The sequence below is a fragment of the Streptomyces sp. S.PNR 29 genome (genome assembly GCF_030386795.1).
In the GTDB taxonomy this organism is placed as follows: Bacteria; Actinomycetota; Actinomycetes; order Streptomycetales; family Streptomycetaceae; genus Streptomyces.
In genome coordinates this window covers 214,806-235,670 of record NZ_JANUQM010000001.1, presented here as the reverse complement: position 1 = coordinate 235,670, position 20,865 = coordinate 214,806, and the positions used below count along the sequence as shown (strand labels likewise).

Here is a 20,865-nt window from a genome sequence, read left to right as displayed (position 1 = left end):
TCGTGCCCGTAGGGGACCTTACTTCCCGGCGTTGGCCGCCTTCACCAGCGCGTCCTTGGTGACGGTGCCCACGTAGACCTTGCCGTCGTCCGTCAGCAGCGCGTTGACCAAACGGGTCTTGAAGACCGTGCCCTCGCCGAACGTGCCGGTGACCTTGTCGCCGAGCGAGTTCAGGAAGCCGCCGACGTCACCGCCGACGTCGGTGGAGGGCAGGCCCTGGCCGCCGGTGTCGAAGGTGGCGATGGAGTTCCAGCCTTCGCCGAGGACCTTGAGGCCGTCGAGCTCCTTGCCGAGCTCCTCCTCGGACTTCTGCCCGTGCTTGTGCCCCTGCTTCTGCCCGTGCTCAGGCGCCTTCGCCCCTTCGTGGGCCTTGTCGCCCTTGCCGTTCTCGTCGCCCTCGGTGACCTTGGCGCCCTTGGGCGGGGTGAAGTCGAAGGTCGACGCGGCCGGCTCGGCGAAGCTGACCTGGGTGAAGCCCGCGTCGACCACGGCGGCGCCGCCGCTCGCCGGGGTCAGCGTGAACTTCAGCGGCAGCCCGGTCTTCGCGTCCACGGCCACACTGATCGCACCGACGGTGGATCCGGACTGCCTGGGCTTGATGAGCAGCTTGTAGGCGTCCCGGCCCGCGACCTGGACGGTGCCGTCGACGGTCACGGAGGTGGTGTCGTCGACGGACTTCAGGGCTTCCTCGGTGAGGTCCTTGGGGGTGGCGGGAACGTCTTCGCGCTCCCTCTCCTTCGCCTTCTCCCCCTCCTTCGGCGAGCCGGGGACGGTGGAGTGGTAGACCTCGTTGGAGCTGCTGTCGTAGCCCCAGACGTCCTCGCCGTTGTGGATCAGGCTGTACTCGGCGGCGTTCTCCAGCAGCGACAGCTTCTGCTTGTCCGGGCCGTCGGCGGCGACCCGCAACGTGTGCGTGCCGGTGGCCAGTTCGGTGAGCTTGGAGGACGGGTCGGCCGAGGAGCCGTCGCGGCCGTCGCCCGACCGCGAGCCCGCGGACAGCAGTCCGCTCTCCAGACCGCCGAGGTCCGGGAGTCCCAGGTCGGTACTGATCCTCACCGTGCCGGACAGCTGCTGTACGTCCGACTCGGCTATCTTCTCGATGAGTTGCTGCGCGGTGATCTTCGGCAGGTCGGGGTCGCCCGAGTCGGCGAGCGCGGGGACGAGTCCGATCGTCGCCGCCGCCACTCCCACCACCGCGACCGGGACGACGTACCGCGCGGCCCTGCGCCGCCCCGGGTGCAGGTCCTCGGTCGCCCCGGCGGCCGAGTTGTCGTCGGATTCGTACGGTGCCATGTGTGCCCTCCGTCGTCGGCGGCGGCCTTCCCACTCCCGTTCGTCCACCCCGTAGCCGCCATTCTCACCCGAATCGGTGAGGAGTGGTGTTTTCCGTGGTTTCCATCTGACCAAATCGACGGGAGGGATTCGTCAGCCCGCGGACTCAACTCCACGTACTGCTGCGGTATGACATCGGAGGAGGTCGTCTCCCCCAACCCGTAAGGGTCACAGCGAGGTACAGGGGGTTCAGCCCCCGGCAGAGTCAAGGGGCGCAGCCCCCACGGCACCAAAGGGGCGAAGTGCCGCAAGCCCCACAACAGCCCCCAGAACGGGACTCGTGGGGCGGAACCCCTGGGGCTGGGACGGGCAGGGGCGGCGGGGGCGGACTAGCCGGCCCTGTGGACCACCGCGTCACACAGCTGCACCAGCGCCGTCTTCGCCGCGCACTCCGGCAGCGGAGCCAGCGCGGCCCGGGCGTCCTCGGCGTACCGGACGGTGTCCCGTCGCGCCTGTTCAAGCGCCGGGTGGGCCCGCAGCGCGGCCAGTGCCTCCGCGTGCCGGGCGTCGTCACTCAGGTCGGAGGTCAGCAGCTCGCACAGCGCCACGTCCTCGGCCAGCCCCAGCCGGGCCGCCCGCTCCCGCAGCCGCAGCACCGGCAGTGTCGGGATGCCCTCGCGCAGGTCCGTCCCCGGCGTCTTCCCCGACTCGTGCGAGTCGGAGGCGATGTCCAGCACGTCGTCCGCGAGCTGGAAGGCGACACCGAGCCGCTCGCCGTACTGGGTGAGCACGTCCACGACCGTCTCGTCGGCCCCGGACATCATCGCGCCGAACCGGCACGACACCGCCACCAGCGACCCCGTCTTGCCGCCCAGCACATCCAGGTAGTGCTCCACCGGATCGCGCCCGTCCTGCGGCCCCGCCGTCTCCAGGATCTGCCCGGTGACCAGCCGCTCGAACGCCTCCGCCTGCACCCGCACCGCCTCCGGACCGAGGTCGGCCAGGATGTGCGAGGCGCGCGCGAACAGGAAGTCCCCGGTGAGGACCGCGACCGAGTTGCCCCAGCGGGTGTTCGCGCTGGCCACCCCGCGCCGCACCGCGGCCTCGTCCATCACGTCGTCGTGGTACAGGGTGGCGAGGTGGGTCAGCTCCACGACCACCGCCGAGGGCACGACCCCCGGCGCATACGGGTCCCCGAACTGTGCCGCGAGCATCACCAGCAGTGGCCGGAACCGTTTCCCGCCGGCCCGCACCAGATGCTGGGCGGCCTCGGTGATGAACGGCACCTCACTCTTGGTTGCCTCAAGCAACCCTTCCTCGACAGCCGCCAACCCGGCCTGGACATCGGCTTCCAGAGCCTGGTCCCGCACGCTCAGCCCGAACGGCCCGACGACGGTCACGAGGGGTCTCCTGTCTGCTGGTGTCTACTGGCGATTACGCGGTATGTCGATAGGTCGCTGCCCTCACTCAAGTCAGCGTATCCGGTCACCTTTCGATCACCGCTAGCGCCCACCGTTACAGGCCGGGCGCTATCGGATCACGACCGCTATGTTTTTGATCAGTCGATATGAGCAGACATGGGCCGACATCGATCGGCGGGCGGCACCCCTCACTCCCCGGCATACGAGCCACCCCCGTCCTGCACCTCACCGACACGGTCACTCACACCGACCCGGTCGCCCGCGGCGGCACGGACGACCACCCTGACAACGACGCGCACCATATGAGAGGTTCCGCCTCCACGCCCTCCCGCCCTCCGGCGGCCGTTTGGCGGGGAGTTGGGCTCATTGCCCGTTTTGCCAGGTCTTCTTCGCGGCAGTGAATTGGCTCACGCCGCCCTCCGAACCACCCTTCACCCCGACACCCCCTCACCCCTTTGCCGGGTAAGCCAGTTGAGCCTTTCCAACCGCAAAGGATCAAGTGCCCCAAAACACCCACACCGAGATCAACAGGCACCATCTGTGATTCCGGCACTTGTTCCCGGCATGTGCCCTCGCATACGTTCCCGGCCTGTCGGGCGGACGCCGAATCCTGCCGCCGCCCGAACCGACCACTGACCAACTCACGCGCACGGCAGGAGCGGGGGACCCAGGTAAGCCGCCGCACCGGACACCGCACGGAACCGGTACGGCTAGGGGTGAAGTCGCGCCCGTCACGGCGCAGCGACCGGGCACCTCCCGCCCGAACCCGACAGCTCACCTCGCAGGCGCCGGAGAGGAAAACCGTCATGGCCCGACGAGGTAAGCACCGCCGCCCCAGAACCAACCCGCTCACCCGAGGCGCCGTCGTCGCCGCGGGTGCGGGCACCGCCGCTCTCGCCCTGCCGCTGCTGGGCGCGACGACCGCGAGCGCCGCGCCGGCCGCTCAGGCCCCCGCCGCCGCACAGCCCACGCCCCCGGCGAAGTCCGTCACGTACACCGTGGCCAAGGGCGACACGCTCTACAGCATCGCGAACGAGCAGGACGTACGCGGCGGCTGGCGCAAGCTCTACAAGGACAACCGCAAGGCCGTCGGCGACAACCCCAGGCTGATCCACCCCGGCCTGAAGCTGAAGGTGAAGACGGCCAAGGCGAGCACGGCGGACACGACGTCCAAGCCGTCCACGACCTCCAGGACGACCGCGAAGACCGCGACGACCGCGACGACCAGCCAGTCGGTCGTCACGGCCACTCCCGTCGCCGAGAAGACGTACGCCAACGACCTCGACGGCTGGATCAACCAGGCGCTGGACATCATGGCGCAAAAGGGAATTCCCGGGTCGTACGACGGTATTTACCGCAACATCATGCGCGAGTCCTCCGGCAACCCGCAGGCCATCAACAACTGGGACTCCAACGCCGCCGCGGGCACCCCGTCCAAGGGCCTCCTCCAGGTCATCGACCCGACCTTCCAGGCCTACCACGTGGACGGCACGTCCTGGGACCCGTTCGACCCGGTCGCGAACATCACCGCCGCCTGCAACTACGCGGCCGCGCGGTACGGGTCGATCGACAACGTCTTCGGCGCGTACTAGGCCCTGGAACCGCCTGTCAGGCCCGCGGAAACAGTCGTTCGAGGACGACGGCGATGCCGTCGTCCTCGTTCGACAGGGTGATCTCGTCGGCCACCGCCTTGAGTTCCGGATGGGCGTTGGCCATCGCGACACCGTGGGCCGCCCAGTCGAACATGGGGATGTCGTTGGGCATGTCCCCGAAGGCGACGGTCTGCGAGGGGCCCAGCCCCAGGTGTTCGGCGGCCAGCGCGAGCCCGGTCGCCTTGGTGATGCCGCACGGCTGGAGTTCGACGGTCCCGGGCCCCGACATGGTGACCGTCGCCAGCGAGCCGACCACCGCGCGAGCCGTCGCCGCCAACTCGTCGTCGGACAGGGCGGGATGCCGCAGCAGCACCTTGCTGATGGGCGCGCACCACAGGTCGTCGCGCCGGCCGACCCGTACCGCGGGCAGCGTCGGGTGGGGCATCAGATAGCCCGGCTCGATGAGCGTGAGCCCGTCGACGCCGTCCTGGTCGACCGCGGCGTACACCTCGCCCACCTCGGCCTCGATCTTCTCCAGCGCGGTCTCCGCGAGCTCCCGGTCCAGCGTGACGGACCACAGCAGACGGTCCGCGCCGGCGTCGTACACCTGCGCGCCCTGTCCGCACACCGCGAGCCCCCCGCTGCCGAGGTCGTCGAGCAGCGGCCGCACTCTCGGCGCCGGGCGTCCCGTCACCACGAGGTGCTGCGCACCGGCCTCCGCCACCCGCGCGAGCGCGTCGAGGGACCGGTCGGAGAGCGTGTCGTCGCCGCGCAGCAGCGTTCCGTCCAGGTCAGTGGCGATGAGTGAATATGCGGTGGAGGGGGCCATGATCAGAGAATACGGACAACGGGAGGCATCGGCTCACGGCCGACCGGGCGGTGACCCCCGTAAGGGAAGCGGGCGTTGACACATCAGTGCCCCCTGGGGCGGCGGTGTCCGGAACCTTCCCTCTTCACCGGCTACTGGTGGTTGTAGGCCTCTGCACCGGTTGGCAACAACATGCTCCGGTACCTACCGCGGGGGGCGGCCTCGGCGGTACCTTCCCTTGTGTCCAGGGGGGACTTGATCGGGGGGTCAGGTTGAGCAGTGGGCGCGTTCGTGTGCTGAGGCCCGAGGAGCTCGGCGAGGGGGAAAGGGAGCACTGGCGGGAGCTGCGCGCCAAGTCGGGGGTGCCGCGAAACCCGTTCATGGAACCGGAGTTCACCGACACCGTCGGCCGGGTGCGTCCACAGGCACGGGTGGCGGTGGTGTACGAGGGCGGCGAGCCGGCCGGGTTCCTGCCGTTCGAGCGCGGGCCGCTCGGGCAGGGGCGGGCGATCGGGCTCGGGGTGTCGGACTGCCAGGGCGCGGTACTGCGCTCCGGTCTCGGGCTGGACACCCGCGAACTGCTGCGGGCCTGCTCACTGTCGAGCTTCGCCTTCGACAACCTGGAGGCCGAGCAGGGACTCTTCGCCCCCTACGCCGCCGAGGAGTACGCGGCCTACGTCATCGACGTCGCGAAGGGGTACGAGGCCTACGAGACCGTACTGCGCGCCCAGTCGCCGAAGTTCCTGAAGACGACGCTCGCCAAGGAGCGCAGGCTCGGCCGCCAGGTGGGCGACGTGCGGTTCGTGTTCGACGAACGCGACCCGGCCGCGCTGCGCACGCTCATGGAGTGGAAGTCCGCGCAGTACCGCAGGACGGGCCGCCGGGACCGGTTCGCGCAGGAGTGGATCACCCGGCTCGTGGGTCGGCTCGCCGAGACCCGGGCGCGGGACTGCACGGGCACGCTCTCCGTGCTGTACGCCGGCGACCGGCCCGTCGCCGCGCACTTCGGGCTGCGCTCGTCGACGGTCCTGGCCTGCTGGTTCCCGGCGTACGACCCGGGCTTCTCGAAGTACTCGCCGGGGCTGGTGCTGCATCTGCGGATGGCCGAGGCCGCGGCCGCCGAGGGCATCGGCCTGCTCGACATGGGGCGCGGCGCGGCCGAGTACAAGGACGCGCTGAGGACAGGTGAACTGCCCGTCTACGAGGGGGCGGCGACGCGTCCGGGGGTGGGCGCCGCGCTGCACTGGCTGGGCCGCGAGCCGTCGCGCCGCGCGCACAGCTTCGTCCGCGGCAGGCCGCGGCTGGCGGCCCTGGCGGCACGGGTGTTGAAGGGCGCGGCCCGGCTGCGCCGGTCATGACACGAGGGGTGACAGGAGGGGGAGGGCGCATGTCCCGTACAGCGCGTGCGCGGCAGGAGATCGGGCGGTTTCTGAGCATCCGGGCGGTGCAGGTCGCCGAGCTGGACCTCGACGGTGAGGCTGCCGGCCTCAGACCGGGGCCGGGCAGCCCGCCGGTGACGTCCGGCGAGGTGTTCGTCCTGGTCAGGAGGGAGGGGCGGCCGGTCGGGACGCTGCTCGGGCGGGTGCCGGAGGGCGCGGAGCCGAGGGAGGTGCTGGCCGGGCTCGCCCGCGATCTGGGGCCCGTCGCGGCGCGGGAGGCGGTGCCCGAGCCGCCGTCCGCGAGCGTCGTCGTCGCCACCCGGGAACGCGCGGACCGGCTCGCCCGCGCCCTGGACTCGTTGCTCGCGCAGGACCATCCGCACTTCGAGGTCGTCGTCGTCGACAACGCGCCCGTGACGACCGAGACCCGGGAGCTGGTGGAGCGCAAGTACGGCGAGCGGGTCCGCTACGTGTGCGAACCGGTGCCCGGGCTCGCCATCGCGCACAACAGGGGAGTCGCGGCCGCCCGCAACGAGGTGGTGGCCTTCACCGACGACGACGTGGTCGCCGACCCGCGCTGGCTCACCGAACTGACCGCGCCCTTCGCCGCCGACCCGCGCCTCGGCTGTGCCACCGGGCTGATCCTGCCCGCGCGGCTGCGCACTCCGGCGCAGGTCCTGCTGGAGAGCCACGGCGGCTTCGCGAAGGGCTTCACGCCACGGACGTACGACCCGAAGAGCCCCCCGCCCGACGAGCCGCTGTTCCCCTTCACCGCGGGGCGGTTCGGCTCCGGCGCCAACATGGCCTTCCGTACGTCCGTGCTGCGTGCCGTGGGCGGCTTCGACCCGGCGATGGGCGCGGGGACGTACGCCAAGGGCGGCGACGATCTCTACGGTTTCGTCCGCGTCCTCGCCGAGGGGCACCGGCTGCACTACACGCCGCAGGCGCTGGTGTGGCACCACCACCGGGAGACCTGGCGGGACCTGGAGACGCAGGCGTACGGCTATGGCGCGGGCCTCACCGCCTACCTCACGGCGATCCTGGTCAACCGCCCCGGGCTGCTGCCGGCGTTCCTCGCGAAACTGCCGGGCGGCCTGGCGCACGCCCGCGCGCTGACGGCGGCCCGGGACACGGACGGCGGGGGCGGCGCACCGGGCGCCCACGACACCCGTACGCATCCCTGGCCTCGGCGTCTGTCCCGCCTGCAACGCCGGGGCATGCTGTACGGCCCCGTCGGCTATCTGCGCGCCCGGCGCGCGCTGCGCACGGTCACGCTGGAGTCGAGATGAGAACGAAGGGGCGGGGTGAGGGCACGGTGGACGACGGCGGCAGAGGATCGGCCCGGGGCCCCGCGCACCGTGCGGGCGGCCGTGCGGGCGCGCAGGCGGGTGCCGTCCGGGATCGTGGGACCATCCCCGTCTTCCTCTATCACGCCGTGATGGAGGACCCGCCGTCCTGGATCGCCGAGTTCACGGTCACGCCGAAGGAGTTCGCCGCCCACCTCGACGCGATCGTCGACAGCGGGCGCACGCCCCTCACCATCGGCGCGGTCGCCGACCACCTGACCGGGCGGGTGCCGCTGCCGCCCCGGCCCGTGCTGCTGACCTTCGACGACGGTTTCGCCGACCTTCCGGGCCCCACGGCCGAGGCGCTGGCCGCGCGTTCCCTGCCCGCCACCGCCTATCTCACCACCGGCGCCATCACTCCGGGCGGACGCAGTCTGCTGCCGCCCGCTCCGATGATGACGCTGGACCGCGCGGCGGAGCTGGAACGTTCCGGCATGGAGGTCGGCAGCCATACCGTCACCCACGCCCAGCTGGACACGCTGTCCGCGAAGGCCCTGGCGTACGAACTGCGCGTGTCCAGGTCCGTCCTGGAGGACGCCCTCGGCCACCCGGTCCGCCACCTCGCCTACCCGCACGGCTACAACAGCGTGAAGGTGCGGGCCATGGCGGCCGACGCCGGTTACGAGACGGCGACCGCCGTGCGGCACGCGCTCAGCTCGGACCGCGACGAGGCGTACCGCATCGCCCGGCTCATCGTGCGGCGCAGCCACACCGTCGCCGACGTCGAGGCCTGGCTGGCGGGCGAGGGCGCCCGTGTCGCGCCGTACCGCGACGGGCCGAAGACGGTGGCGTGGCGCTGGTACCGGCGGGCTCGCGCGGCCGTTCGGGGGCCGGAGTTCGCGGGCTGACGCCGATTGCCTCAGCGGCTCGGACCCGTCGCTTCAGCGGCCGGTCACGTCGACGGCTGGTTGAGGTACGGGTCCGACACCGCCTCGCGCAGGCTCGCCCACGCCTCGTCGTTCGCCACCGCCAGATCGCAGTGCGGGCCGGGGTCGCGGTAGTTCCACTGCAGCGCGGCCTTGACCCCGTCCAGGTTCTTGAGCACGCCCGGCACCTGGGCGTACCACTCGGCCTGCCGCTCGGGCCGGTCCGGATCAAACGCGCTGCCGAACTCGGACAGCATCAGCGGTTTGTCGTCGGAGAGGTTCTCGCGGATCCAGTCGTGCGTGGCGTTCTGGGTCTGGGCGAAGGTCAGCCAGTCGGTCTTGTGGCAGCGGTAGTAGTTGTACTGGTTGTAGCCGATCCAGTCGACGTAACTGTCGCCCGGATACATCCGCTTCATGAGGTCGGCGTGGTCCAGGTATCCGGTGGTGATCCACGTCCACACGACGTTGTCGACGCCGAGCTCGCGGAACCGGTCGTGGAGGTGCCGGTAGGCCTTCACATAGTCCTCGGGACTGCCGCTGGCCGGCGTGCGGGTGTCCATCTCCAGGTCGAAGGAGAGGAACACCTTCTTGCCGGTGCGCTGCCCGTACTCCTTGACGCGCCGGGCCTGGACGTCGATCACGGAGGCGTCCAGGTGCCCGTCCGCTATCTGCTTCCAGGTGGGCTGCTGCTGCTCGGTACCGCCCCACCACTTGCTCTCCCAGGACAGCAGCAGCAGATGGTCCCGGCCGACGCGCTGTTCCTCCTCGGTCAACAGCTGGCCCTCCCGCCGGGTGCCCTCGACCGCGGACATGTCGTGGTACGTGTACACGATGTCGAGCTCGCGGCCCACGCGCTGCTCGTAGGCGCGGACCTTCTCCCCCAGGTTCGTCCTGTCGTGCGGGACGAAGGCACCGAACCAGGCGCCGCAGGGCGGTTCGAGGAGCGCGGTGGGGCGGCACCGCGCGCCGGAGGTGTCCGCCCCCGGGTCCGGTCCCGAGGCGTTGCGGAGGGCGAGCACGGCCAGCATGACCGCGCAGGTGACGGTGGCGGATGTGATCAGCAGACGGCGCCGGCCCTTCGCCGGAGGGCCGGCCGGACCCCGCCCCGGCTTCGGTTTGCGGCGCCGTCCGGCCGGAACGGTCTGAACGGTCTGAACGGTCGTACGGCGTAAGGGACGGGCGAACCTCACAGGGGGGAACCCTTTCCTGTCCTCGGCGTCGGGGAGGCGCGCAGGCGCGGGCAGAACGCGGCGAGCGTGGTCAGCAGCGTGAGCGCCAGCAGCACGCGCTGCCCGCTGAAGGCGTGCGCGGCGATCAGTACCGTCGCGACGAGCATCGCGGCGCTCACGCTGGCCAGGACGGCCAGCATCAGCCGCTCCAGAAGGCCGGAGCGGCGTTCGAAGCCGGGGTCCCGGCGCTCGACGGGTCCTTCGGCGGGCCGCGCCCGCATCGCGGGCCCGCAGACACCGACGAGGGCCGCGCCCGGGCCGACGGCCAGGAAGAGGGCCACCGCCGCCCCCCGCAGCGGTGAGCCGCCGGGCAGGGCCAGCGCGGCGAGGGCGAGCCAGCCGCCGAAGGGGGGCAGCATGCGGACGACGAGTTCCTGCGGTGTCATCGGCGCTCTCCCCCCGTGCCGCTCGGCTGCTTCAGGGCGTAGACCACCCCGGCGCTGTTCTCCGCCACCAGCTCGAAACGCGGTGATGCGGCGACGGATCTGCGGATGCGGTCCAACTGGGCCTGGTCCAGCTGCCCGTTCATCTCGGAGTTGGCCGACTGGCCGTCGGTGAGCAGGAAGTAGGCCCGGCCCGGCGACTCGATGCCTGTCATGTCACGGGCGAGAGTGGCGGCCGGGTTCCGGACGATCTCGTCGACGTGGCGCCGGTCGTCGTCGAGGAACCAGTAGTGGTCGACGCTCCAGTACGCGTCGTAGGCGAGCGGGTAGTTCCGGTTGGCGGCGACCACGAGGGAGCCCTCGGCCGCCCGGTCGAAGAGCTGCCGCACGAGGGCGACTTCCTGCGGTGTGAAGTAGCTGATGCGGTCCTTGCCGGAGTAGCTCGGTACGAACGCGAGCGTGCCGCCGAGCAGCGTGAGCAGGGGCAGCCATGTGCCGTACCGTCCGATCGTGAGCCCCGAGCGCCTGGTCGTGCCGGGCTGCCGGCGACCGGCCTCCCTCGCGGCGGCGTCGGCGGCCAGGGTGCGCACCTGGGGCAGCAGCGCGGCGGCGGCGAAGAAGGCGGCGCCGGGCAGCATGAACATCAGGACCCGGAAGATCATCTCGCTGCCGTAGCTGCTTGCCGCGAGCATGGGCAGCGGGGCCGCCGCGACCAGCAGCAGGGGCAGCGCACGGTGGCGCAGCACGCGCTGGCGCAGCACTCCGAGGAGCGCGAGCAGCAGCACCAGGGCCGACAGCAGTCGTGCCGCCCAGGAGGTCGCGATCGCTCCGGTGCCGGTGGGGGTGGCCCCGTACCCGGTTTCGACGTTGGCGCCGACATCGCCGACGGAGCGGATCATGTCCGGCATCACGGCGGACAGGAAGGGCAGCGCGGCCGTCAGGCACCAGGCCAGGAAGATCACGACGGCTGTGACCGGCGGGACCCAGCCGCGGTACCGGCCGGTGAGGCACAGGGCGACCAGCGAGACGATCAGCATGCCGGGCGTCAGCTGGTGCGAGATGACGATGGCCACGAGCAGCAGGGTGATCAGCACCGTCCAGACGGCCGGCCGCTGTCCCTGCCGACCGCCCGAGCGGCCGTACCGGCGCAGGACGAGGGCCAGCACGCCGAGGTGCAGCGCGAAGGCGACGGACTGCGGGGAGAAGTAGTCCTGGCCGACCCAGTTGCCGATGCAGAACAGCCATACCGCGGTCCAGATGTGCCGCCGGTCCTCGGTGAAGGTGCGGTAGATCAGCAGCAGCGGGAGCAGCAGCATCAGGCTGGAGACCAGCGGCCACCACGCCATGTACATCGCGGCGTTGTCCACGCCCAGCAGCCGCACCAGCGCGGCCTGCGCGGCGAAGAACCCCGGCCACTGGTCGTACACGGCCATGTCGCCGAGTTGGTCCGCGGTCTGCAGCCGGCCCGCGGTCAGCAGGTGGTCGATGACCGCGTCGTGCTTCCACGCCCAGGCGTAGAGCGGCGTCGGGTAGACCACGGCCTGGGTGGCCCGCTCCATCACCAGCAGTCCCAGCACATACGCCGGCGACCAGCCGTTGCGGCGCCGCGGATCGCGGACGGTGAACCAGAACCCGGTGGTGAGCACCACGAGACCGGCCCAGAACGTCGGGTGCAGCGCGGTGACGAGCCCGAAGTCGTCGAGACGGGACACATCGGTGTGCCGCACCGCGTACACCCACAGGGCGAGCGCGACGAGCAGCGGGACGGCGGGCCGGGCGGCCAGACCGCGCGCGGGCAGGACAGGGGCGAGGTCGGAGAGGTCCGTCACGGGCTCGGCGGCGGAGCGGGACGGCTCCGGGGTGGTCATGGGGGCGTCCGAAGCGTCCGCGTCCTCCCTTGCGGGCATGGGTGGTTCGGGCCCGGATCTCTCCCGTGGAGTGGCTGGCGGACGCACGACGGTTCCCCCCTGGCGGTTCGGCTCTGTGCTCGATCAGTCCCTGGATCTGCCGTTCGGTCTGGTGCGGTGCGGGGGCTCGGTCGTCGGTGCGGAGGTCGTCGGGGCCGGGCGGCGCGGCGACACGAGCAGGGCGACGAGGACGAGCAGGAGCAGCAGGGGTGGCGCGTAGGGCGCGAGCGCGTGCTGCCCCACCCAGCCGCCCACCGCGGCGAGATACAGAACCCCCCAGCGTCCCGGCCACGGCAGCCGTCCGCCCGCGCGCGCGAGCAGCAGCCACAGCGGTACGAGACACAGCGGCTGGCAGACGAGCGGCGCCCAGCGCAGCAGCGGTTCGGGCCCGTCGAGCCACATCGCGTCCGCGAGGAAACCAGCCGTCTTCGAGTACCACGTCCCCTCGACCGCCCGCGGTTCCCGGCCGAGGGCGACGGGTGCCGCGTACAGGGCGAGGACGACGGCGCCCAGCGCGGCCCCGGGCAGCCACGGCTCGCGGCGGGCGCTCAGCGTCACCGCGGCCACGAACACGAGCAGCAGCACCGTCCCGGCGGCGAGTGCCGTCAGGGGCAGTCCGTCCAGCACCTCCCGCCCGGACAGGGCGGCTTCGGGCGCGCCGCTGAGCCACGGAAGGTCGCGCAGGGCCGCGCAGAAGAGTGCGGTGGCGGTGGCGAGCAGCGCCCACAGGGCCGGCCTGAGGGCGCGTTCGCCGGTTCCCTCCTCGGGAGCCGGCGCGTTCGGCTGCGCTGGAGTGCCGGATCCGGTCCGTCCGTCTCGTCCGGCCGGAGCCCCGGTGTGGGGCTGCGGGGGCCGGACGATCACCGCGAGGGTGTCCGCCTCCAGGGCCTCACGCTCGTACCCCGGGCGCCCTATGAACAGCGTGACCGTGTCCTGGTCCGGCTGCTCGTGCTCGTACGCCGCCCGGCGGGCCCAGCTCGTGCCGTACCCGGCGGTGGCGTTCAGCTTGGCCCAGCGGGTGCCGTAGGCGGGGGTGCCGACGGCACCGGCCGTCGCCCGGTCGGCACCGCCGATGCCCCGCAGTGCGGAGCGCAGTCCGGGCGCGCAGAGGGCGGCGACCACCGTCATGCTCAGCAGCACCGCCCAGCCGGCGCCCGCGATGCCGGCCGGGGTGAACAGCATGGCAGCGCTGCCCAGCACCAGGGCGCACATGACGCCCTGGACGGCGGCGAGCACGCCGGTGCGGCCCTGGACGCGCAGCACCCCGATGTACAGCTCGACGACGACCCTGGGCAACGCGCCGAGGGCGAGCAGCCGCAGCACCGTGGAGCCGTGTTCGGCGTAGTCCGGGTGGAAGGGGGCGAGGATCTGCGGGGCGAAGAGCACCAGCACCAGCACGACCGGCACCAGCAGCAGCGTCATGCGCCGCAGCGCCCCGCGGACGCCGTCGGCGAGCCGGCGCGGGTCGTGCGAGGCGTGCGCGGTGAGCGAGGAGGCCATGTTGATGGCCATGAACTCCATCGTCCCGCCGACGGTGTACGCCACGTAGAAGTAGCCGTTCTCGGCGGCGCTGAAGCGGACGGCGACCATCACCGGCAGCAGGTTGATCATCGCCAGGCTGAACAGCGCGCCGAGCGAGTCCCCGGCCAGGAAACGGCCCATCTCCCGGAGTCCGGGCGGCTCCAGGTCGCGGTCGGCGGCGGCCTGGCGCGGGATCAGCCTGCGGAAGATCAGCCAGCCCAGCGGCAGGGTGGAGAAGGCGATCGCCACGGCCCAGGACACGAAGATGCCCAGTACCGGCAGGGTGCCGGCGAAGACGGCCAGCAGGACCAGCTTCCCGACCGAGAACACCGCGTTCCCGGCCGGCACCCACTCCGCCTTGCGCAGCCCGGTCAGCACTCCGTCCTGCAGGGTGAGCAGCGCCCAGGACACACACGCCGCGACGAACAGCGCCCCCGCCGCGGGGGTGCCGAGCGGTGCGTACGACGCCCCCCACAGGTCGAGCGTGAGCAGGAAGACGACGGCGGCCAGCGTGACGACCACCGAACTGGCCGCGTACGTGCGCCACACCAGCGAGCCGGTCTCACGGCCCGCGCGCGGCACGAAGCGGACCACGGCGCCGATCATCGTCGTCGCCGTGATGCTGGCGAGCAGCCGCATCGCGGCGATCGCGGCGGAGCCCTGGCCGACGGCCTCCTCCGAGTAGTAGCGCGCGGCCACCAGCCAGAAGCCGAGGCCCAGCACGGCGGACACGCCGGTGCTGAGCATCAGGAAGTAGGCGTTCTTGAACAGCGAGTCGGCGCCGCCGCTCCTGTTCCCGGGCGCCTTCGAGCCGCCGTCGGCGGGCGCCGCGGCGGTCTCGTGCACCTGTGTCTCAGCCACGGGACGGACCCGGCCCTCCCGGTGTCGGGCCTGGGGGCGCCCCGGCCGGCCGTACTCCGGACTCGCGCAGCGCGTCGATGACGGCACGGGCCCGCAGCGGGTCCACGGGCAGCGCGTGCCGCGCGAACCAGCGTGCCCCTTCCGGGGCGGGCGAGGGGTCGGTGAAGGCGGCGCCCGCGTAGTCGTCGAGGGGCGGGTCGTAGAGGTAGCCGACGATGATGCCCCGGCGTGCCAGTGCCGCGGCCGCCGCGTCGCGGTCCTCGACGAAGAGAGGGACGCGGAACAGCGGCTGCGCGGCGGGCGCCGGCCGGGCGCCGGTCTTGGGTGGCCCGCCGGGTGTCCCGCCGGGTCTCCCCCACGGCGTCGACAGCAGCAGCTCCGTGCCCGCCCGGCAGGCCGCCAGCACGTCGTCCAGGCGGTCGAGTTTGCGGGCGATGCGGGCGAGCCGCAGCCGTCCGGACTCCTGCCGGTAGTCGTGCAGGTCGACGCGGACCCAGGGATCGTGCGCCGCGAGGTCCGGGGCGGCGGCGACGGCACGGGCCAGCGCCTGGGGGCGCAGCGGCATCCGGATCTCCTCGCGCTCCATCCGCCCCAGCAGCCGCAGCGTGGCCCAGGCCGCGCGCCGCAGCCGCAGCCCGCGCACCGCGGCCTCCGCGTACGGCCGTACGACGAAGGCCAGTTCGGAGGTCATGCGGCATGGGGTGAGCAGCTCTCGGCCGGTCTCCTCCAGCGCCTTGCGCAGGTCCGGATCGGCTACGGAGAGCATGCCTCCGGCCTTGGCGCCGACGTGCTTGGACAGGCTGAAGACGGAGGCGTCGCCCCAGGCCCCGACCGGGCGGCCGCCCACCTGGCTGCCGATGGCGTGCGCCGCGTCCTCGATCAGCGGGATTCCCGACGCGTCGCAGCGGCGCCGCAGTTCGGGTGCCCGGTCGGGGTTCCCGTACAGGTTGGTCGTCAGCACGGCGGACAGCGATCCCCACACCTCGTCGGGCACGGCATCGATGTCGATGGACGCGTCCAGCGGGTTCAGTGGCGCCTGCACGGGCCGCAGCCCGGCCGCGAGCACGACGAAGAAGATGACGTCGTCGTTGACCGGCGACATCAACACCCGGCCGCCGGGCGGGCACCAGTGGCGCAAGGCCACGAACAGGCCCAACCGGCACGACGGTACGTAGACACATTCCCGGCCGAGTCGTCCGCGCATGGTCTCTTCCAGCCGCTTCGGCTGTGAGCCCGGGCGCGCAGACGTAAGGCCGGCCTCCCCAATGGCCATCCGCCCCCCTGGTGTGCCATGGGAACACCCCCTCCCCGAGGCCTTCCGGCACCCGCCCAGAGTCGCCCCCTTCGCACCGCTCCGTCAAGATTGCGCACCGGTCTGTGGACAACTTTCCGCACACAAACGGAAGCGGAGCGCCACAAGCCGAGGGGTGGGCGCGAACCTCACCCGTCACGCTCTGCCCATCAGCGGCGCGCCGGCCGTAACGTGTGGCCGACCACGGACACGTGACCGCACATCACCTGGCCGCACATGGCGAGCACGAAAGCGAGGCAGCACCCGATGCCCCCCTTCGATGTCCCCGAGGGCGACCCCTTCGGCCCGCACAATCTTCCGTACGGCGTGTTCTCGATCCCCGGCACGCAGGAGCGGACAGTGGGTGTCCGGCTCGGCGACCACGTCCTCGACGCCGGCGCGGCGGCCCGCACACTCGGATCGCCGTATGTCTCCCTGCTCGCGCAGCCCACCCTCAACCCGCTGCTCGCAGCCGGCCGCACCGCGTGGTCCGACGTGCGGCGCGCGCTGACCGCGTGGGTGACGGTCCCGTCCCACCGGGAAGCCGTCGAACCGCTGTTCCACCCACTGTCCTCGGTGACCCTGCACCTTCCCTTCGAGGTCGCCGACTACGTCGATTTCTACGCCTCCGAGAACCACGCCCGGAACGTCGGCCAGATCTTCCGCCCCGACGCGGCCGATTCGCTGACCCCCAACTGGAAGCACCTGCCGATCGGCTACCACGGCCGCTCCGGCACGGTGGTCGTGTCGGGCACGGACGTCGTACGGCCGTCGGGGCAGCGGAAGGCCGCTGCGGACCCGGCGCCGGTGTTCGGCCCGTCGGTCCGCCTGGACATCGAGGCCGAGGTCGGCTTCGTGGTGGGTGTGCCGTCGCGGATGGGCAGGCCGGTGGCGCTCGGCGACTTCCGTGAGCACGTCTTCGGGCTGTGCCTGCTGAACGACTGGTCCGCGCGGGACATCCAGGCCTGGGAGTACGTCCCCCTCGGCCCGTTCCTCGGCAAGTCCTTCGCCACCTCGGTGTCGGCGTGGATCACACCGCTGGACGCCCTGGAGGAGGCGCGGGTGGCACCGCCGGAGCGGACGCATGCGCTGCTGCCCTATCTGGACGACGCGGAGGAGGAGCCGGGCGGCTACGACCTGCGGATCTCCGTCGCGATCAACGGGCACGTGGTCTCCGAGCCGCCTTTCTCCACCATGTACTGGACGGCCGCCCAGCAACTGGCGCACATGACCGTCAACGGCGCCTCCCTGCGGACCGGGGACCTGTACGGCTCGGGCACGGTCAGCGGCCCGGAGGAGCGGCAACGCGGCTCCCTTCTGGAGCTGACCTGGAACGGGCGTGACCCGCTGGAACTTCCCGACGGCAAGCGGGCGTTCCTGGAGGACGGGGACGTGGTGACCCTGTCGGCGTGGGCACCGGGGCCGGACGGGGCCCGGGTGGGGCTGGGCGAGGTGACGGGCCGGGTGGTCGCGGGGTGACGGCAATCGGCCGGCCGCCGACTGCTGACTCATGAACTCCTGGGTCACGGACTCCTGACTGACGGACTCCCGGCTCACGGACTCCTGACTGACGGACTCCTGACTCACGCCGCCCGGCGCCGTCATACTGGCGTCGGGCGGTGTGCACGGCACGCGTGTCGCGCGGTCGCGCACGCTGCGCCGCCGTGAAGCACGACCTGCATCACGACCTGCATCACGACCTGCATGGCCTGAAGCACCACATGCATCTCCAGAAGCACGAACGCACCGCCCCCGCACGACCCGCACCCCCTGAAGCACCACCCGAGCCGCCCCGTTTTCTTCGACCTTCGACCATGATCCGGAGGCCGTGGCATGACCGTCTGCCTGCTCCTGCTGAGCGTCGTCGCCCTGACCGCCGCCGTGCCGGTCCCGCGTGCGCTGACCCGGGCCGCGTGGCCCGAGCGGGAACCCGTGGTCGCGCTGTGGGTGTGGCAATGCCTCGTCGCCACCGTCCTGCTGTGCTGTCTGACGGCGCTGGCCCTGGGTGCCGCCGCCGTCTTCAGCACCGTGCGAGCCCAGCTCTTCGCGCCGGCGCCGCCGGCGGTGACCGCGGCGTACGACCTGTCCACCGCCCCGCTCTGGGCGGCCGCCCTCACCCTGCTGCTGGCCTGCGGCGCCGCCTGGACGACGGCGATGCTGGCCCGTGAGATCGTCGAGGCCCGCCGCCGCCGCGCGCAGTCCCGCGCCCACCTGCGCGAACGCGCCCCCGACCTTCCCGCGGGCCTGGGGGCCGCGCGTGGCCCTCTCCTGGTGCTGGAGGACGAGTACCCCGACGCCTGGTGGATGCCCGGCAACCCGCCCCAGCTCATCGTCACCACCGGCGCTCTGCACCGCCTCACCGACCACCAGCTCGACGCCGTCCTCACCCACGAGCGCGGCCACGCCCGCGCCCGCCACGACTGGCTCCTGCACCTGTCCACCGCCCTCGCCACCGGCTTCCCCCGCGTCCCTCTCTTCGCCCACTTCTGCGACCAGACGCACCGTCTGGTCGAGCTGTCCGCCGATGACACGGCCTCCCGCCGCTGCGGCCACCTCACCACCGCCCTCGCCCTGATCGAGCTCAACCAGCACCGAGGCGTCCTGTCCTGCGCCTCCAGCCACCGCTTGCTCGGCGAACGCGTGGACCGCCTCCTTGAGCCCCCGCCCCGCCTGGACCGCAGGCACCGGGCTCTGACGACGACGGTGGCGGCGCTGGTGCCGCTGCTGCCGCTGCTGATCACGTTCGCACCGGGACTGACGGCGCTGGGGTAACTGCGCGGTGCCGTGCCGCCGAGGCGGCAGGGCTGAGCAAGCGCCACGGCCGGCACCGACGCGGCGTCAGGGCCTACGCGGCACGGGCGCTGTTACCCGCGTGCGGCGGGGGCGGGAGGTGGCCACGGGCGCCTGTATGTGGCCAGGGCGCCTATATCCAGTCGTCCTGCTCCGGCTCCGGTTCCGCGTCCGTCTCGGGCCAGTCGTCCCCACCCGGCTCGGCATGGTGCGCCGGAGCCGGCGCTGACGTCCCAGACGTCCCGCCCAGCGAGGCCAGCACCGCGAGCACGCCCTCCCCGTACGTCGCCAGCTTCTTCTCGCCGACGCCACCCACGCCGCCCAGCTGCGCCACCGACGTCGGCCAGACCGTGACGATTTCCCGGAGTGTGGCGTCGTGGAAGATGACGTACGCCGGTACGCCCTGCTCACGGGCCTGCTCGGCGCGCCAGGCACGCAGCGCCTCGAAGGCGGGGAGCAACTCCTCGGGAAGCTCGGCCGCGGCGGCTTTCGTCCTGCCGCGACCGGAACCCGACGAGCCCGCGGTACCCGAGGAGGCCGACCGCGCGGCCACCGGCTTCTTCGGCTCCTTCCGCAGCGGCACCTCCCGCTCCTGCCGCAGCACCGCCCCGCTGTCCTCGGTCAGCACCAGGGTGCCGTACTCCCCCTCGACCGCGACCAGCCCCTGCGCCAGCAACTGCCGGACGACACCGCGCCATTCGCCCTCCGAGAGCTCCGTGCCGATGCCGAAGACGGACAACTGGTCGTGGTCGAACTGGATCACCTTGCCGGTCCGCTTGCCCAGCAGAATGTCGATGATCTGCCCCGCGCCGAACTTCTGCCCGCGCTCCCGCTGCAGCCGCACCACCGTCGACAGCACCTTCTGCGCCGCGATCGTGCCGTCCCAGGTCTCGGGCGGGGTGAGGCAGGTGTCGCAGTTGCCGCAGCCCGCCGGGTCGGGGTCCTGCCCGAAGTAGGCGAGGAGCTGGCCGCGGCGGCACTGTGCCGTCTCGCACAGCGCGAGCATCGCGTCCAGGTGCATGGCCGCCCGGCGGCGGAACGCCTCGTCGCCCTCGCCCGACTGGATCAGTTTGCGCTGCTGTATGACGTCGTTGAGGCCGTACGCCATCCAGGCCGTCGACGGCAGCCCGTCCCGCCCGGCGCGCCCCGTCTCCTGGTAGTAGCCCTCGACCGACTTGGGCAGGTCGAGGTGGGCGACGAAGCGGACATCCGGCTTGTCGATGCCCATGCCGAAGGCGATGGTCGCCACCACGACCAGCCCGTCCTCCCGCAGGAACCGCGACTGGTGGGCGGCACGCGTGCCCGCGTCGAGGCCCGCGTGGTACGGCACCGCCTCGATGCCGTTGCGGCTCAGGAACTCCGCCGTCTTCTCCACGGAGTTGCGGGACAGGCAGTACACGATGCCCGCGTCTCCGGCGTGCTCCTCGCGCAGGAAGCTCAGCAACTGCTTCTTGGGGTCCGACTTCGGCACGATGCGGTACTGGATGTTGGGCCGGTCGAAGCTGGCCACGAAGTGCCGCGCCGTCGGCATGTTCAGCCGCTGTGTGATCTCCTGGTGCGTCGCCCGGGTGGCCGTCGCCGTGAGCGCGATCCGCGGGACGTCCGGCCAGCGCTCACCCAGCAGCGACAGCGCCAGGTAGTCGGGCCGGAAGTCGTGGCCCCACTGGGACACGCAGTGCGCCTCGTCGATGGCGAAGACGGAGATCTTCCCGCGGGAGAGGAGGTCCAGCGTCGAGTCGAGCCGCAGCCGCTCCGGCGCCAGGTACAGCAGATCCAGCTCGCCGGCCAGGAACTCGGCCTCGACGACCCGTCGCTCGTCGAAGTCCTGCGTCGAGTTCATGAACCCGGCGCGCACGCCGAGCGCCCGCAGCGCGTCCACCTGGTCCTGCATCAGCGCGATGAGCGGGGAGACCACGACGCCCGTGCCCGGTCTGACCAGGGCCGGAATCTGGTAGCACAGCGACTTGCCGCCGCCGGTCGGCATGAGGACGACGGCGTCCCCGCCCGCCACCACGTGCTCGATGACCGCTTCCTGCTCACCGCGGAAGGCCTCGTACCCGAAGACCCGGTGCAGCGCGGCCAGCGCCTCGCTCTGCGTCATTGACATCTCGGCGATACCGCCCGTCCCAGCCATCGTCCCGTCCCCCGTACGTCGTCCCTCGACCACTGAGACCACGATAGGGGGCGGCACCGACAGCC

General features: G+C 72.1%; 15 protein-coding genes and 1 riboswitch. Of the genes, 6 read left to right on the top strand and 9 right to left on the bottom strand.

Features of this window, described 5'->3' with window-relative positions; all coding sequences use genetic code 11:
- Nucleotides 1–18: 18 nt before the first annotated feature.
- Nucleotides 19–1,293, bottom strand: coding sequence for a DUF2092 domain-containing protein (locus NW895_RS01150; protein ID WP_289933097.1), 1,275 nt, complete (start codon nucleotides 1,291–1,293; stop codon nucleotides 19–21).
- Between the two features lie 368 nt (nucleotides 1,294–1,661).
- Nucleotides 1,662–2,672 carry a polyprenyl synthetase family protein gene (locus NW895_RS01145; protein ID WP_289933096.1) on the bottom strand — a complete coding sequence of 337 codons (1,011 nt, stop codon included), beginning with the start codon at nucleotides 2,670–2,672 and terminating at the stop codon, nucleotides 1,662–1,664.
- A 645-nt stretch (nucleotides 2,673–3,317) separates the two neighbouring features.
- A riboswitch (cyclic di-AMP (ydaO/yuaA leader) is annotated at nucleotides 3,318–3,494 on the top strand.
- A 5-nt stretch (nucleotides 3,495–3,499) separates the two neighbouring features.
- On the opposite strand from NW895_RS01145, the gene NW895_RS01140 reads away from it, so the two are divergent.
- Nucleotides 3,500–4,285, top strand: a complete 786-nt coding sequence (locus NW895_RS01140) for a LysM peptidoglycan-binding domain-containing protein (RefSeq protein WP_289933095.1) — start codon at nucleotides 3,500–3,502, stop codon at nucleotides 4,283–4,285.
- 16 nt (nucleotides 4,286–4,301) lie between these two features.
- Here NW895_RS01140 and NW895_RS01135 read toward each other — a convergent pair whose 3' ends face one another.
- Nucleotides 4,302–5,114 (bottom strand): HAD family hydrolase, encoded by an 813-nt coding sequence (locus NW895_RS01135; protein ID WP_289933094.1) that lies wholly within the window; start codon nucleotides 5,112–5,114, stop codon nucleotides 4,302–4,304.
- Between the two features lie 272 nt (nucleotides 5,115–5,386).
- On the opposite strand from NW895_RS01135, the gene NW895_RS01130 reads away from it, so the two are divergent.
- The 3 genes from NW895_RS01130 (at nucleotide 5,387) to NW895_RS01120 (ending at nucleotide 8,666) form a co-directional block, all read left to right on the top strand.
- Nucleotides 5,387–6,451, top strand: a complete 1,065-nt coding sequence (locus NW895_RS01130; RefSeq protein WP_289933093.1) for a GNAT family N-acetyltransferase — start codon at nucleotides 5,387–5,389, stop codon at nucleotides 6,449–6,451.
- Nucleotides 6,452–6,480: 29 nt separating this feature from the next.
- A complete protein-coding gene (locus NW895_RS01125) occupies nucleotides 6,481–7,761 on the top strand; it encodes a glycosyltransferase (protein ID WP_289933092.1) in 1,281 nt (426 codons plus the stop codon).
- 149 nt (nucleotides 7,762–7,910) lie between these two features.
- A complete protein-coding gene (locus NW895_RS01120) occupies nucleotides 7,911–8,666 on the top strand; it encodes a polysaccharide deacetylase family protein (RefSeq protein WP_289933907.1) in 756 nt (251 codons plus the stop codon).
- Nucleotides 8,667–8,710: 44 nt separating this feature from the next.
- Here NW895_RS01120 and NW895_RS01115 read toward each other — a convergent pair whose 3' ends face one another.
- The 5 genes from NW895_RS01115 to NW895_RS01095 all read right to left on the bottom strand — a co-directional run bounded on the left by NW895_RS01115 (nucleotide 8,711) and on the right by NW895_RS01095 (nucleotide 15,858).
- Nucleotides 8,711–9,874, bottom strand: a complete 1,164-nt coding sequence (locus tag NW895_RS01115; protein ID WP_289933091.1) for a glycosyl hydrolase — start codon at nucleotides 9,872–9,874, stop codon at nucleotides 8,711–8,713.
- A complete protein-coding gene (locus tag NW895_RS01110) occupies nucleotides 9,871–10,299 on the bottom strand; it encodes a hypothetical protein (protein WP_289933089.1) in 429 nt (142 codons plus the stop codon). The genes NW895_RS01115 and NW895_RS01110 overlap by 4 nt, the downstream gene beginning before the upstream one ends.
- Nucleotides 10,296–12,164 carry a glycosyltransferase gene (locus tag NW895_RS01105; protein ID WP_289933088.1) on the bottom strand — a complete coding sequence of 623 codons (1,869 nt, stop codon included), beginning with the start codon at nucleotides 12,162–12,164 and terminating at the stop codon, nucleotides 10,296–10,298. Before NW895_RS01105 ends, NW895_RS01110 begins: the two co-directional genes overlap by 4 nt.
- Before the next feature lie 123 nt (nucleotides 12,165–12,287).
- Nucleotides 12,288–14,585: a lipopolysaccharide biosynthesis protein gene (locus NW895_RS01100; protein WP_289933087.1), complete on the bottom strand. Its 2,298-nt coding sequence runs from the start codon at nucleotides 14,583–14,585 to the stop codon at nucleotides 12,288–12,290.
- Complete coding sequence (locus NW895_RS01095) at nucleotides 14,578–15,858, bottom strand: DegT/DnrJ/EryC1/StrS family aminotransferase (protein ID WP_289933086.1); 1,281 nt, start codon at nucleotides 15,856–15,858, stop codon at nucleotides 14,578–14,580. Before NW895_RS01095 ends, NW895_RS01100 begins: the two co-directional genes overlap by 8 nt.
- A gap of 285 nt (nucleotides 15,859–16,143) precedes the next feature.
- On the opposite strand from NW895_RS01095, the gene fahA reads away from it, so the two are divergent.
- A complete protein-coding gene (gene fahA / locus NW895_RS01090; RefSeq protein ID WP_289933084.1) occupies nucleotides 16,144–17,355 on the top strand; it encodes a fumarylacetoacetase in 1,212 nt (403 codons plus the stop codon).
- A 354-nt stretch (nucleotides 17,356–17,709) separates the two neighbouring features.
- Complete coding sequence (locus tag NW895_RS01085) at nucleotides 17,710–18,648, top strand: M56 family metallopeptidase (RefSeq protein ID WP_289933082.1); 939 nt, start codon at nucleotides 17,710–17,712, stop codon at nucleotides 18,646–18,648.
- A gap of 151 nt (nucleotides 18,649–18,799) precedes the next feature.
- On the opposite strand, the gene recQ is transcribed toward NW895_RS01085, so the two are convergent.
- Complete coding sequence (gene recQ / locus NW895_RS01080; protein WP_289933906.1) at nucleotides 18,800–20,800, bottom strand: DNA helicase RecQ; 2,001 nt, start codon at nucleotides 20,798–20,800, stop codon at nucleotides 18,800–18,802.
- Nucleotides 20,801–20,865 lie beyond the last annotated feature (65 nt).